Source organism: Paraburkholderia atlantica (genome assembly GCF_009362785.1).
Taxonomy (GTDB): domain Bacteria; phylum Pseudomonadota; class Gammaproteobacteria; order Burkholderiales; family Burkholderiaceae; genus Paraburkholderia; species Paraburkholderia atlantica.
The window spans coordinates 260538-274832 of record NZ_WHNQ01000001.1 but is presented as its reverse complement, the minus strand read 5'-3'; the positions used below and the strand labels follow the sequence as shown (position 1 = coordinate 274832).

Sequence of the window (14295 nt, the reverse complement as noted above, 5' to 3'; positions counted from 1 at the left end):
TCGAAAAAAATTGGGGTCCCCGAATGTACCAATACGATCAGTACGACCAGACCATCGTCGATGAACGGGTCGCGCAGTACGCCGATCAGGTTCGCCGCCGCTTGTCGGGCGAATTGAGCGAAGAGGAGTTCCGTCCGCTGCGCCTGCAGAACGGCCTGTACTACCAGCGCCACGCGTACATGCACCGCATCGCGATCCCGTACGGCAACCTGCGCAGCGACCAGATGCGCGTGCTTGCTCAGATCGCGCGCGAACACGACCGCGGCTACGGCCATTTCTCGACCCGCTCGAACATCCAGTACAACTGGATCAAGCTAGAAGAAACGCCGGAAATCCTGCGCAAGCTCGCCGCCGTGCAGATGCACGGCATTCAGACCTCGGGCAACTGCATCCGCAACATCACCGCCGATCAATTCGCCGGCGTCGCGCCCGACGAAGTCGTCGATCCGCGTCCGTGGGCCGAAATCCTGCGTCAATGGTCGACGTTCCACCCGGAATTCGCATGGCTGCCGCGTAAGTTCAAGATCGCCGTGTCCGGTTCGAAGGAAGACCGCGCGGCCGTGCAGATCCACGACATGGGCGTGTATCTGAAGAAGAACGAGCAAGGCGAACTGGTGGTCGACATTCTGGCAGGCGGCGGTCTCGGCCGTACGCCGATCGTCGGCGCGATCATCCGCCGCGATCTGCCGTGGCAGCATCTGTTGACCTACGCCGAAGCCGTGCTGCGTGTGTACAACCGCTACGGCCGCCGCGACAACATGTACAAGGCGCGGATCAAGATTCTGGTGAAGGCGCTGTCGCCGGAGAAATTCTCCGCGCAGGTCGAGGAAGAGTGGCAGCACCTGAAGGACGGCCCGTCGACGCTGACGCAAGCGGAAGTCGATCGCGTGTCGCAGTACTTCGCGCCGCCCGCTTACGACAAGCTGCCGGACACCGATACGTCGTTCGAAAAGCATCTGCTGGAAAACCGCGCGTTCGCGCGCTGGGTCGAGCGCAACGTGCGTCCGCACAAGGTCGCGGGCTATGCGTCGGTCACGCTGTCGCTGAAGCCGACCACGGTCGCGCCGGGCGATGCGACCGACGTGCAGATGGAAGCGGTCGCCGACTGGGCCGACGAGTACTCGTTCGGCCAGCTCCGCGTGTCGCACGAACAGAACCTGATTCTCGCCGACGTGAAGAAGCGCGACCTGTTCGCGCTGTGGGAAAAGGCCAAGGCGCAGGGTTTCGCGACGCCGAACATCGGCTTGTTGACCGACATCATCTCGTGCCCGGGCGGTGACTTCTGCTCGCTCGCGAATGCGAAGTCGATCCCGATCGCGCTCGCGATTCAGGAACGCTTCAACGATCTGGACTACGTGTACGACCTCGGCGACGTGTCGCTGAACATCTCGGGCTGCATCAACGCGTGCGGTCACCATCACGTCGGCAACATCGGCATTCTGGGCGTCGACAAGGACGGCTCCGAGTGGTACCAGGTGACGCTCGGCGGCGAGCAGGGTACGGGCGCGACCGGCGCTCATCTTGGCCGCGTGATCGGCCCGTCGTTCTCGGCCGAGGAAATGCCCGACGTGATAACCAAGGTGATCGATACGTTCGTGGACAACCGCCAGGAAGGCGAGCGTTTCATCGATACCTACACCCGCATCGGCATCACGCCGTTCAAGGAGCGCGTGTACGCCGCGCGTCAACCGGCACACGCGTAACCGCGAAAAGGATACTGAACAGATGGCTTCTATCATCAAGAACCGAGACATCGTCAACGACGACTGGAGCGTCGTGCGTGCCGCGGAAGACGGCGCTTTGCCGACGGTGAGCGAACTGCCGGCCGGCAAGGTCATCGTGCCGCTGGTGCTGTGGCAGGCCGAGCGTGAAGCGCTGGTCGCCGCGCGCGGCGCCACCGAAATCGGCGTGTGGCTCGCGCCGGATAGCGAACCGGCGGACATCGCCGGCGACTTCGACAAGCTCGCGCTGATCGCCGTGGATTTCCCGGTGTTCCGCGACGGCCGCGGCTACAGCATCGGCCGTCTGCTGCGCGAGCGCTATGGCTACAAGGGCGAACTGCGCGCGATCGGCGACGTGCTGCGCGACCAGGTCAGGTTGATGTTCCGCTGCGGCTTCGACGCGTTCGCGGTGCGCGCTGACAAGGACATCAACGACGCGCTGAAGGCGTTCGACGACTTCACCGTGCAGTACCAGGGCGCCGTCGATGACCCGTCGCCGCTGTTCCGCCGCCGTGCCGCACAGGCTGGCGTCGACAAGGTGCCGGCATGAGCACCGCTCAATCGTTGAGCCCGGAGCTGGCGGCGAAGGCCGATCGACTCGACGCGCTGCTCGATTCGATCGCCGCGCGTCACGCGAACGTGAAGCTCGCGAGCAGCCTCGCCGCCGAAGACATGCTGCTCACGCACGCAATCCTGTCGCGCGGCGTGAAGATCGGCATCTTCTCGCTGAACACGGGCCGTTTGCATGCGGAAACGCTCGGCATGCTCGATCGCGTGAAAGAGCGCTACGGTTACGACATCGAGCAGTTTCATCCGCAGACGGCTGCGGTCGAGCAGTACGTGGGCGAACATGGCCTGAACGCGTTCTATGAAAGCGTCGAACTGCGCAAGCGCTGCTGCGAGATCCGCAAGGTCGAGCCGCTCAATCGCGCGCTTGCCGACGTCAGCGCCTGGGTGACCGGGCAGCGCCGCGAGCAGTCGGTCACGCGTGCCGAGCTGCACGAGGAAGAGCACGACGGCGCGCGCAACATCGCCAAGTTCAACCCGCTCGCGGACTGGACCGAAGCCGAAGTCTGGGATTATCTTAAGGCGTTCGATGTGCCGGTCAATCCGCTGCATGCGCGCGGTTATCCGAGCATCGGCTGCGAGCCGTGTACGCGTGCGATCCGCCCCGGCGAAGACAGCCGGGCGGGGCGCTGGTGGTGGGAGTCGCGCGATACGAAGGAATGCGGCTTGCATATCACGGCGATTACCCCGATCGCGGTCGAGCGCAACGAAAACGCGCCGGCCTGACCGCAGCGCCCCGAGCTCGCACTCGACCGCCGCCGAAACCGATTTGAATACTTCCGCCCGCATGCATGCGCTTGCCGGCGAACCAACGAAGGACCCGCTATGAGCACCACGCTCGATTCCGCTGTCAACGCTCCGCTTGCCAACACGGTCAACCGGATGGATCACCTCGATTGGCTCGAAGCCGAGTCGATTCACATCCTGCGCGAACTGGTCGCCGAGTGCAGCAAGCCGGCGCTGCTGTTTTCGGGCGGCAAGGATTCCGTCGTGGTGCTCGCGCTTGCACTGAAGGCGTTCGGCCTCGGCGCGAACCGCAAGACGCAGCTGCCGTTCCCGCTCGTGCATATCGACACCGGTCATAACTACGACGAAGTGATCGACTTCCGCGATCGTCGCGCGCAAGAAATCGGCGCCGAACTGGTGGTCGGTCACGTTGAGGATTCGATCAAGCGCGGCACCGTGCGTCTGCGTCGCGAAACGGATTCGCGCAATGCCGCGCAAGCGGTCACGCTGCTCGAAACCATCGAGCAATACGGCTACACCGCGATGATCGGCGGTGCGCGCCGCGACGAAGAAAAGGCTCGCGCGAAAGAGCGCATCTTCTCGTTCCGCGACGAATTCGGCCAGTGGGACCCGAAGGCGCAGCGCCCGGAATTGTGGAGCCTCTACAACGCGCGTCTGCACAACGGCGAACATATGCGCGTGTTCCCGATTTCGAACTGGACCGAACTCGACGTGTGGCAGTACATCGCGCGTGAACAGCTCGAACTGCCGTCGATCTACTACGCGCACCAGCGCGAGATCGTGCGCCGCAACGGCCTGCTGGTGCCGGTCACGCCGCTCACGCCGATGCGCGAAGGCGAGACGAGCGAACAGGCACTGGTGCGTTTCCGCACGGTCGGCGACATCAGTTGCACGTGCCCGGTCGAAAGCGACGCGGACGACATCGAGAAGATCATCGCCGAGACCGCCGTTACCGAAATCACGGAACGCGGCGCGACGCGGATGGACGATCAGGTCTCTGAAGCTGCGATGGAACAACGCAAGAAGCAAGGCTATTTCTAAGCACACGACGAGGGCAATGCAATCATGAGCAGTATTCATCAACCAGAAGACCTCGGCGTGCTGCGTTTCATCACCGCGGGCAGCGTCGACGACGGCAAGAGCACGCTGATCGGCCGCCTGCTGTACGACAGCAAGGCTGTATTGAGCGACCAGCTGTCGGCGCTGTCGCGCGCGAAGAACAAGCGCACCGTCGGCGACGAAATCGATCTGTCGCTGCTGACCGACGGCCTCGAAGCCGAGCGCGAGCAGGGCATCACGATCGACGTCGCGTACCGCTACTTCGCGACCGCCAAGCGCAAGTTCATCATCGCCGATACGCCGGGCCACGAGCAGTACACGCGCAACATGGTGACGGGCGCGTCGACCGCGCATGCGGCGATCATCCTCGTCGACGCGACGCGCGTGACGTTCGAGAACGGCGTCGCGCAACTGCTGCCGCAAACCAAGCGTCATAGCGCGATCGTCAAGCTGCTCGGTCTGCAGCACGTGATCGTCGCGATCAACAAGATGGACCTCGTCGACTACAGCGAAGCGCGCTTCAACGAGATCCGCGACGCGTACGTCGAGCTCGCGCGTCACCTCGGTCTGCAGGATGTGCGCTTCGTGCCGGTGTCGGCGCTGAAGGGCGACAACATCGTCACCGCGAGCGAGCGAATGCCGTGGTACGCGGGCCAACCGCTGCTCGACGTGCTCGAAGCGCTGCCGGTCGAAACCGCTAGTGGCGAGGCGCTGCGCTTCCCGGTGCAGTGGGTCGCGCGTCAGGACGGTAGCCAGGCCGACGATTTCCGCGGCTACATGGGCCGCGTCGAATCGGGCGAAGTGAAGCTGGGCGACACGATCGTCGTGCTGCCGGCCAATCGCGAAGCGACCGTGGCCGAGATCATCGCGCCGGTGGTCGGCGGTACCGCGCAGGTGGACCGCGCGTTCGCCGGTCAGACGGTGACGATCCGTCTCGCCGAAGACGTCGACGTGTCGCGCGGCGACACCTTCGTGCTGCGCGCAGCGGCGCCGGAACCGGCGAAGAAGCTCGAAGCGGACCTGTGCTGGTTCGACGACACGCCGCTGTCGACGCAGCGCAAGTATCTGCTGAAGCAGACCACCAACACGGTGTTCGCGAAGATCGGCGCGATCAAGGAAGTGCTCGACGTGCATACGCTGTCGCAGGCGACCGATCGCAAGGAACTGGCGATGAACGACATCGGTCGTGTCGCGCTGACCTTGCAGAAGCCGCTCGTGTGCGACGCATACGACGCGCATCAGGGCACGGGCGCGTTCGTGCTGATCGACGAGGCGACGAACCACACCGTCGCGGCCGGCATGATCCGGGCGTTTTCTGCCTGAGCACGGCATCGGCTGGCAGGCAGGCGACGGAAGGGCTACGCAGGCGGCGCAACGCGCCGCCGCGTACGCTCCAACGAACAGGTTGAGGTCAATGGGTAAGGTTTATCTGATCGGCGCGGGACCCGGTGCCGCGGACCTGATTACGGTACGCGGCGCGCGGCTGCTCGGTGCCGCCGACGTGGTGCTGCACGATGCGCTGGTCGAGCCGGCAATGCTCGACTACGCGCCCGCGCGCGCAAAGCGCATTGCGGTCGGCAAGCGCTGCGGCCAGCTATCGACGGCCCAGCAGTTCATCAACAAGCAGATCGTCGATGCGGCTTTGGAGCACGACGTGGTCGTGCGTCTGAAGGGCGGCGATCCGATGCTGTTCGGCCGTGCTGACGAAGAGATGCGCGCGCTCGAAGCCGCGGGCATCGACTATGAAGTCGTGCCGGGCATCACCGCCGCACTCGCGAGCGCGGCCACGCTGAAGCGTTCGCTGACGCTGCGCGGCGTGTCGCGCAGCGTCGCGCTCGCGACGTTCAGCCGCGCGCCCGGTTCCGATGAAATCCGCGAGCAGGTCAACGCCGATTCGCTGGTGTTCTACATGGGCCGCGACAGCGGCGTCGAGATCGCGCAGCAACTGATCGATGCCGGCAAGCCCGCGACCACGCCCGTGGCGATCGTCGAGGCGTGCAGCACGCCGCGCGAACGCATGCTGACGCTGACGCTGGAAGATCTGGCGGCGGGCGTTGCGCAGTGCTGGGTCGATGCGTCGCAGCCGAGCCTGTTGATGATTGGCGAGGCGTTCGCGGCGCGGCAGACCGAGGCGAAGCGCTCGTCGAACGGGATGCTGGTCGCCGCGGCCTGAATGTCCCGGCAGGGCCGGCCCGACAGCGGCGAATCTGAACAAGCAGAACGAAAAAATCAGAGTTGCCGCAAGCAATACTGCGCGAGCGCATCCAGTACCGAATCATCCTCACCGACCGCCACCGCGCAGCGAATCTCGACACCGGGATGCGCGGCGCGGCATTGATCGACGAGCGCGGGCAAATCCTGGCGGACATGTCCGCCTTGGCCGAAGAACACCGGCACCACGGTGATCGCAGCGCAGCCTTGCGTGACGAGTTGCGCGACGGCCGTCGGCAGGTCCGGTTCCATCAGTTCCAGAAAGGCGAGCGTTACCGCCTGAGCTTCGCTCGTCGCCGCGCGCGCGGCGCGCAGCTTGTCGGCGAGCCGCTCGAACGGCTCGCGCCAGCGCGCATCGCGCGCGCCGTGGCCAAACAGTATCAGTCCGTGGATAGCCATCGCGTCAGCTCCTGACGATGCCCCTCAACGCCCTCTGGCGTTGTGAGTTAGTGCCGGTCGACCCACTTCAACCCGACGAGCCCGAGCACCAGGTAGATGAGCCCCGGCGTCGCCGCGGTCAATGGCGCAGGCCACGTATTGAGCGTGCCGATGTGCGAGAACAGCGTGTTGAACAGCTGGAAGCTCATGCCGAGCATGATGCCGCCGAACACCTTCACGCCGACCACGCCCGCGCGCGTATGCAGATACGCGAACGGCAGCGACAGCACCAGCATCACGAACACCGCGAACGGATACAGTACCTTTTTCCACAGCGCGATTTCATAGCGCTGCGTGTCCTGATGGTTTTCGGTCAGATGCTGGATATAGCGGAACAGATTGAACATCGACATCCGGTCCGGCGACACCAGCAGCACCGACAGAATCTGCGGGGTCAGCTCCGAGCGCAGCGAATACTCGGGCAGCGTGACCTGGTTCGCGCGATACACCGGATTGAGCGCATCGGCCGGCGTGCCGGGAACTCGGGCCACGTCGAGCAGTTGCGTGTCGGTCACGCCGGTCAGCAGCCAGTGGCCCGGCGGCTGATACCGGCCGCTCTGCGCGATGCGGATGTTCGACAGACGGAACTTCGAATCGAACTCGTAGATGCGCACGTTGCTGATCGTCGCGTCGGGTCTCAGTTCGCCGACGTTGACGAAGCGCGTGACCTGCTCGCCGTCGGCGCGCTCGGTCAGTGTGTCCTTGACCCACACGCCGGACTGGAAGTTGCTCGACACCGACGAGCCGAGCGCCTCGAGCCGCACGCGCTCCGACAACTGATCCGTGTACGGGCCGACCACTTCGCCGATCAGATAGGTGACGATCACGAGCGGAATGCCGATCTTCAGCAGCGAGCGCAGCGCCCGGTTGGTGGCGAGACCGGACACGCGGAAGATCGTGTATTCGGAGTTCGCCGCCATCTGCGCGAACACGTAGATCGCGCTGATCAGCGCCGCGACCGGAATGATTTCGTAAAAGCGCGACGGCGTTTGCAGCGCGACGCGCAGCACCGCGTACTGAAACTTGTAGTTGCCGTGGCCGACCGAGTTCAGTTCGTTGATCAGGTCGAAGAAGAAGAACAGACCTGAAAATGCAAACAGGATGAACACGAACGTGAGATAGATCTGACGCGCGAAATACCTTTCATAAATGCGCATCGGTCAGGCTCCCTGCGAACGGCTGAACATGGCGCGCGTGAACAGCGGCCGGTTGCGCACCCGCATCCAGAAGATGAACGCGACGATGCCGAGCACGATCACGTGCAGGATCACGAGCCCGATGCCGAACGACATCTTGCCCTGCTCGATCCATGCCTGCACGACGTTCAGCAGATTCGAATAGGTGAGGTAGATCAACACGGCCATCACGAGGTTGATCGTGCGGCTGCGCCGCGGGTTCTGGTGCGCGAGCGGAATCGCGAGCAGCATCAGGTTGATTGCGATCAACGGCAGACCGGCGCGCCACGCGAATTCGGCGAGGTTCTCGTTGGTCGGATTGCGCAGCAGCGTCATCGTCGGCAAGCCGGTGGTGGTCGGTGTATTGACGACCGGCTGGCTCTGGATCTTCACGCCGTAGCGCTCGAACTCCATGATGCGGAAATCGGGGTGGCCGGGCTCGCCGTCGTAGCGGCGGCCGTTTTCCAGCACGACGAAGCGGTCGCCGTTCTTGTGCGTCTCGACGTGGCCGTTCTTCGACACCACGACGTTGACCTTGCCACCCTCGGTGCTCGTCACGAACACGTTTTCCACGTGCCCCTGGTCGGGCGACATCTTCTCGATGAAGAACACGCGGTGCGTGCTCGGCGATTCGCGGAACTGCCCAGGAGCCAGCAGCGAGACTTCGTCGCGCTGCTGGAAGCGCGCGCGGATCAGCTTGCTCTGCTGATTCGACCACGGCCAGCCGACGAACACGAAGAACATGATCAGGATGATGATCGGCGTGGCGAAGATACCGATCGGCTTGATGAATTGCGTGAGACTGACGCCCGAAGATAGCCACACGACCATCTCGGAGTCTTTGTACCAGCGCGTGAGCACGAACAGGATCGACACGAATAGCGTCGCGACGAGCATGATGGCCAGATAGCCGATCACGGTGAGGCCGATCAGGACCAGTACGTCGCGCGGATCGATCTCACCCGAGGCCGCGAAGCCGACGATGCGGATCATCATCGTCGTCAGCACGAGCGTGAGGAGAACCATGAACACGGCGCCAGCCGTGTACGCGAGCTCGCGCTGGAGGGAGCGTTCGAAGATCATTATTGATGACGAGAGGGGGCGCTCACGGCGACGCGGGGGTTCGTTCCCGTCACGCCTCCGGTGCAGCCGCCGCGGGAAAAATAGCGGATAATTGCGGCTTTCATCCTAAGCCCAGATTTTATCCGAGGACAAGCGCGATGGACTTTAGCATAAAAGCCTGTGATTGGACCAAAGGCTCGACGAACGGTTTCCTGACCGGGAAATCCGATTGCATCGTGATCGGTGTGTTCGAGTCGCAAACGCTGTCGGGCGCTGCGCTGGAGATCGACGCGGCCACCAAGGGCCTGCTCACGCGCATCATCAAGGCGGGTGACATGGACGGCAAGGCGGGTACCACGCTGTTCCTGCACGAAGTGTCGGGCATCGGCGCGTCGCGCGTACTGCTCGTCGGCCTCGGCAAACAGGATGCTTTCAGTCAGAAAGCCTACGGCGAGGCGGTCCGTGCGGCATGGCGCGCGCTGCTCGGCACGAAGATCGTGCAGGTCACGTTCACGTTGGCGCAACTGCCGGTGCTCGAACGCACGGCCGACTGGTGCGTGCGCGCCGCGATCCTCGCGCTGCGCGAGCTGACCTACCGCTTCACGCAGATGAAGAGCAAGGCCGACAACACGCCGCGCGCGTTGAAGCGCATCGTGTTCAGCGTCAACACCGGCGACGAGAAGGCCACCAAGCTCGCTGCCAAGCAGGGCGCCGCGCTCGCGAACGGCATGGACCTGACGCGCGACCTCGGCAATCTGCCGAGCAACGTCTGCACGCCGACCTACATTGCGAACACCGCGAAGAAGCTCGCGAAAGACTGGAAGCTGAAGGTCGAGGTGCTCGGCGAGAAGCAGTGCGAAGCGCTGAAAATGGGCTCGTTCCTGTCGGTCACCGCAGGCGCGGTCGAGCCGGCGCAGTTCATCGTGCTGCAGTACCAGGGCGGCGCCGCGAAGGCCGCGCCGGTCGTGCTGGTCGGCAAGGGCGTCACGTTTGACACGGGCGGCATCTCGCTGAAGCCGGGCGAGGGCATGGACGAGATGAAGTACGACATGTGCGGCGCGGGCTCGGTGCTCGGCACGCTGCGCGCGGTCGCCGAGATGGGTCTGAAGATCAACGTGGTCGGCATCATCCCGGCCGTCGAGAACATGCCGTCGGGCACGGCCACCAAGCCGGGCGACATCGTCACCAGCATGAAGGGCCTCACGATCGAGGTGCTGAACACCGACGCCGAGGGCCGTCTGATTCTGTGCGACGCTTTGACCTACGCCGAGCGCTTCAAGCCGGCCGCGGTGATCGACATCGCGACGCTGACGGGCGCCTGCATCATCGCGCTCGGCCATCACAACAGCGGCCTGTTCTCGAAGGACGACGCGCTCGCGGGCGAACTGCTCGACGCGTCGCGTGAAGCGGCCGACCCGGCCTGGCGCCTGCCGCTCGACGACGAGTACCAGGATCAGCTTAAGTCGAATTTCGCGGACGTCGCGAACATTGGCGGACGTCCGGCGGGCAGCGTGACGGCCGCGTGCTTCCTGTCGCGCTTCACCGATTCGTACCCGTGGGCGCATCTGGACATCGCGGGCACCGCGTGGAAGAGCGGCGCGGCGAAGGGCGCGACGGGCCGTCCGGTGCCGCTGCTCGCGCAGTTCCTGATCGACCGCGCCGGCCAATGACGCAGTGCGGTAAGCGCGCACACGGCGCGCGGCAAGCGGGACGGGGCGGCCGATGACCAGAATCGACTTTCACTCGAACGTCGGCGATTCGCTGCTGTACGCGTGCCGCCTCGCGCGCAAGGCATACCTGGCGGGCCAGCCGCTCGTCGTGCTGGCCGAGCCCGCGCGCCTGCGCGCGTTCGACGAGATGCTGTGGACCTTCTCGCCGCTCGACTTCATACCGCACTGCATGGCGGGCACGCCGCTTGCCGCCGATACGCCCGTCGTGCTGGCCACGAATCTCGACGACGTGCCGCATCATCAGGTGCTGCTCAATCTGGGCGCAACGGTACCGGCGCAGTTCGCGCGCTTCGAAAGATTGCTCGAAGTGGTCGGTAACGCACACGAGGAACTCGCTGCGGGCCGCGAGCGCTATCGCTTCTATCGCGATCGCGGCTATGCTTTGAACAACTACAAGCAGGGCGGCTAGTTCGTTCCGCTCTCGCGTCACGGCCGCGAGGAGCGCGGCTGCGGACCGCCAGCCCTGGCTTCGACTCAAAACACGGAGAGCGCACGTGTCCGATCCCCACGACAATTCGATTCCGGTCCTGAGCGAGGTCCTCGTGCCGGGCCACGCGCGCGAGACGCGCGAGGCGTCGGCCGATGCCGCCGCACCCGTGCCCCAGGGCGCCAAACCCGCAGCCCCAGCCGCCGCGCAACCGGCGTCGCGCGAGCCGGGATTGCGCGCCGAGCCCGCGTTCGCGCCGCCGGCCGCGCATCCGGCCGAACCGACGCTTGCGCTCGAGCCCGTGCTCGCGCCGCAGCCAGTGCCCACACCCGAGCAACTGAGTTCGCCGGAGCCGGTTCTCGCGCCCGAGCCGGCGCAGACCGAACTTCACCGGCCGCACGTGGCCGATCACACTCACGCGAAAAAACAGGCGCGGCCGCATCACGGCATTCATGCGCGACATGGGCATGAGGAACTGCATGAAGGCCGGCATGAAGGCCTGCATGAGGACGTGGCCGAGGTGTCGCCCGGCGTGTTCGATCGCACCGAGCCCTTCATACCGCTCGAAGCCGGCGCGACCGTACCGCCGGATCTCGATCATGAGGGCGCGCACGAAGCCGCTCCCGCTCAGCTCCCACTCGACGCCGACGCACTCGCCGCACGTTTGCACGGACGCTTCCAGAGTTTTCTGACAGGCGAAGGGCGCGGCATCATCGAGGCGCGCTGCCGCGATGCAGTGCAGCAGCACGCGAGTCTGCTCGTGAGTCAGATCACGCGCGAGGTCGCGCAGACGCTCGAAGCCGAGATGACCGATTGGGTACGTGAAGCGGTGGAAGAAGAAATCGCGCGGCGCTCGCGTTGACGCCACGGCGACACGAGAGGTCCGTTATTTGAGCGTCAGTACCCAGGCCGCCAGCGTGGCTGCCTGATCCGGCGTCAGCTGCGTGTTCGCGGGCATCGGCACGGTTCCCCATGCGCCGGTGCTGCCATCGAGGATCTTGTGCTTCAGATAGGTCGCGGCGTCGTCGCGTCCCGCATACCGGATCGCAACGTCGTGCAATGCCGGCCCCATGAACGGGCGGTTGACCGAGTGGCAGCTCATGCAGTTCTTCTGCTGGGCGAGCGCGAGGCCGGCTGCTTCGGCACGGACTGCGGGACTCGTGGCGCTCAATGCGGCGGCGAGCGCAACAGAAGCTGCTACGGCTGCGTACGACATCGATTTCATTATGGTCTCCGCCAGTGCAGATGCCCGGCTCGTGGTGCACGCATTATAAGAGCAAAGGGGCGCACGGATTTTCGTGCGCCCCTTGCGTTTTTGCGTAGCGTGGCGGCGGGTTCGTCCCGCGGAGCGGGGCGCGCCGGCTGTAGTAATTAACCCGTGACCGCCCCTCGATTCGCCGGCAGCGCGAGCGCGAAATACTTCGCCATCACGCCGCGTGTGTAGCGCGGTTTCGGCGCCTGCCATGCGGCGCGGCGGCGCTGCAACTCGGCGTCGTCGATGTTCAGCTGCAGCAGCAGCTGGTGCGCGTCGATCGTGATCGAATCGCCTTCCTGCACGAACGCGATCGTGCCGCCGACGAATGCCTCCGGCGCGACGTGCCCGACCACCATGCCCCACGTGCCGCCCGAGAAGCGGCCGTCGGTGATGAGCCCGACCGATTCACCGAGCCCCTTGCCGATGATCGCCGAGGTCGGTGCGAGCATCTCCGGCATGCCGGGGCCGCCCTTCGGGCCCAGATAGCGCAGCACCACGACATCGCCGGCGACGATCTTGTCGGCGAGGATCGCTTCGAGCGCGCTCTGCTCGTCGTCGAATACCCGCGCCGGACCCGTGATGACCGGGTTTTTCAGCCCGGTGATCTTGGCGACCGCGCCGTCTTCGGCGAGATTGCCCTTCAGGATCGCGAGGTGGCCTTCCGCGTACAGTGCCTTATCGATCGGGAAGATCACCTGCTGATCGCCGCGCGGTTTGCTGGGTACGTCCTTCAGCTCCTCGGCGATCGTTCTACCGGTGATCGTCATGCAATCGCCGTGCAGCAGCCCGGCGTCGAGCAGGATCTTCAGCACCTGCGGAATGCCGCCCGCCTTGTGCAGATCGGTGGCGACGTACTGGCCCGAGGGTTTCAGGTTGCAGATCACCGGCACTTTCTTGCGCATGCGCTCGAAGTCCTCGATCGTCCATTCGACCTCGGCCGCGTGCGCGATCGCCAGATAGTGCAGCACCGCGTTGGTCGAGCCGCCGGTCGCCATGATCAAGGCAACCGCGTTTTCGATCGACTTCTTCGTGATGATGTCGCGCGGCTTCAGATCCTTTTTGACCGCTTCGACGAGTACGCGCGCCGATTCGGCGGCCGAGTCGACTTTCTCCTGATCGGGATTGGCCATCGTCGACGAATACAGTAGCGACATGCCGAGCGCCTCGAACGACGAGCTCATCGTATTGGCCGTGTACATGCCGCCGCACGAACCGGTCGACGGACATGCGTTCTTCTCGATGCCCTCGAAATCCTCCTGCGACATGCGGCCCGCCGTGAATTCGCCGACCGCCTCGAACGACGACACGATCGTCAGATCGGTGCCTTTCCAGTTTCCCGGGCGGATCGTGCCGCCATACACGTAGATGCCCGGTACGTTCATGCGCGCGAGGCCGATCATGCCGCCCGGCATGTTCTTGTCGCAGCCGCCGATCACGACCACGCCGTCCATCCATTGCCCCTGCACGCAGGTCTCGATGCAGTCGGCGATCACCTCGCGCGATACCAGCGAGTACTTCATGCCCTCGGTGCCCATCGACATGCCATCCGAGATCGTCGGCGTGCCGAAGGTCTGCGGATTCGCGTCGGCGCGCTTGATCGCGGTGACGGCTGCGTCGGCGAGCCGCTGCAGGCCGGCGTTGCACGGCGTGATCGTCGAGTGGCCATTGGCGACGCCGATCATCGGTTTGTCGAAATCCTCCTTCTGATAGCCGAGCGCGTAGTACATCGAGCGATTCGGTGAACGCGCGATGCCTTGCGTGATGTTCTTAGAACGACGGTTGTAGGCCATGGGGAGCTCCAAGTCTGGCTGTTCTGATCAATGCGCGCGGCGGCGTCCGCGCGCGCATCCGTTCAGTGTAGTTCCGCCAGACCGTGCAAACAGGCGGTTTTGCATGACGCGCG

The 14295-nt window shown here is 64.7% G+C and carries 14 protein-coding genes; 9 read left to right on the top strand and 5 right to left on the bottom strand.

Annotated elements, in window-relative coordinates; genetic code table 11:
• The first annotated feature begins 23 nt into the window (after positions 1-23).
• The 6 genes from GCT19_RS01215 (at position 24) to cobA (ending at position 6267) form a co-directional block, all read left to right on the top strand.
• Complete coding sequence (locus tag GCT19_RS01215) at positions 24-1703, top strand: nitrite/sulfite reductase (RefSeq protein WP_018431722.1); 1680 nt, start codon at positions 24-26, stop codon at positions 1701-1703.
• 22 nt (positions 1704-1725) lie between these two features.
• Positions 1726-2271 (top strand): DUF934 domain-containing protein, encoded by a 546-nt coding sequence (locus GCT19_RS01210; RefSeq protein ID WP_013088681.1) that lies wholly within the window; start codon positions 1726-1728, stop codon positions 2269-2271.
• Complete coding sequence (locus GCT19_RS01205; RefSeq protein WP_152850800.1) at positions 2268-3014, top strand: phosphoadenylyl-sulfate reductase; 747 nt, start codon at positions 2268-2270, stop codon at positions 3012-3014. The genes GCT19_RS01210 and GCT19_RS01205 overlap by 4 nt, the downstream gene beginning before the upstream one ends.
• Positions 3015-3113: 99 nt before the next feature.
• Entirely contained in the window at positions 3114-4076 is a 963-nt protein-coding gene (cysD, locus tag GCT19_RS01200; protein ID WP_013088683.1) for a sulfate adenylyltransferase subunit CysD, read from the top strand.
• Between the two features lie 24 nt (positions 4077-4100).
• Entirely contained in the window at positions 4101-5417 is a 1317-nt protein-coding gene (locus GCT19_RS01195) for a sulfate adenylyltransferase subunit 1 (RefSeq protein WP_018431719.1), read from the top strand.
• 91 nt (positions 5418-5508) lie between these two features.
• The gene (gene cobA / locus GCT19_RS01190) at positions 5509-6267 is read left to right on the top strand and encodes a uroporphyrinogen-III C-methyltransferase (RefSeq protein ID WP_152850799.1); all 759 of its coding nucleotides are present in this window, start codon (positions 5509-5511) and stop codon (positions 6265-6267) included.
• 56 nt (positions 6268-6323) lie between these two features.
• Here cobA and GCT19_RS01185 read toward each other — a convergent pair whose 3' ends face one another.
• From GCT19_RS01185 to lptF, 3 genes are read right to left on the bottom strand one after another with little or no spacing between them, the layout of a single operon-like run.
• Positions 6324-6704 carry a sirohydrochlorin chelatase gene (locus tag GCT19_RS01185; RefSeq protein WP_018431717.1) on the bottom strand — a complete coding sequence of 127 codons (381 nt, stop codon included), beginning with the start codon at positions 6702-6704 and terminating at the stop codon, positions 6324-6326.
• Positions 6705-6751: 47 nt separating this feature from the next.
• A complete protein-coding gene (gene lptG, locus GCT19_RS01180; RefSeq protein WP_018431716.1) occupies positions 6752-7900 on the bottom strand; it encodes an LPS export ABC transporter permease LptG in 1149 nt (382 codons plus the stop codon).
• A gap of 3 nt (positions 7901-7903) precedes the next feature.
• Positions 7904-9001, bottom strand: a complete 1098-nt coding sequence (gene lptF / locus GCT19_RS01175) for an LPS export ABC transporter permease LptF (protein ID WP_013088688.1) — start codon at positions 8999-9001, stop codon at positions 7904-7906.
• 137 nt (positions 9002-9138) lie between these two features.
• Here lptF and GCT19_RS01170 point away from each other — a divergent pair, with 137 nt between their 5' ends.
• The 3 genes from GCT19_RS01170 to GCT19_RS01160 all read left to right on the top strand — a co-directional run bounded on the left by GCT19_RS01170 (position 9139) and on the right by GCT19_RS01160 (position 11999).
• Positions 9139-10650: a leucyl aminopeptidase gene (locus GCT19_RS01170; RefSeq protein ID WP_018431715.1), complete on the top strand. Its 1512-nt coding sequence runs from the start codon at positions 9139-9141 to the stop codon at positions 10648-10650.
• 52 nt (positions 10651-10702) lie between these two features.
• The gene (locus GCT19_RS01165) at positions 10703-11119 is read left to right on the top strand and encodes a DNA polymerase III subunit chi (protein WP_013088690.1); all 417 of its coding nucleotides are present in this window, start codon (positions 10703-10705) and stop codon (positions 11117-11119) included.
• Between the two features lie 85 nt (positions 11120-11204).
• Positions 11205-11999 (top strand): DUF2486 family protein, encoded by a 795-nt coding sequence (locus tag GCT19_RS01160; RefSeq protein WP_321576731.1) that lies wholly within the window; start codon positions 11205-11207, stop codon positions 11997-11999.
• A 24-nt stretch (positions 12000-12023) separates the two neighbouring features.
• Here the strand turns inward: GCT19_RS01160 and GCT19_RS01155 are convergent, their stop codons facing one another.
• Entirely contained in the window at positions 12024-12362 is a 339-nt protein-coding gene (locus GCT19_RS01155; RefSeq protein ID WP_152850798.1) for a c-type cytochrome, read from the bottom strand.
• Positions 12363-12508: 146 nt separating this feature from the next.
• Entirely contained in the window at positions 12509-14182 is a 1674-nt protein-coding gene (gene ilvD / locus GCT19_RS01150) for a dihydroxy-acid dehydratase (RefSeq protein WP_152850797.1), read from the bottom strand.
• Positions 14183-14295: the final 113 nt, after the last annotated feature.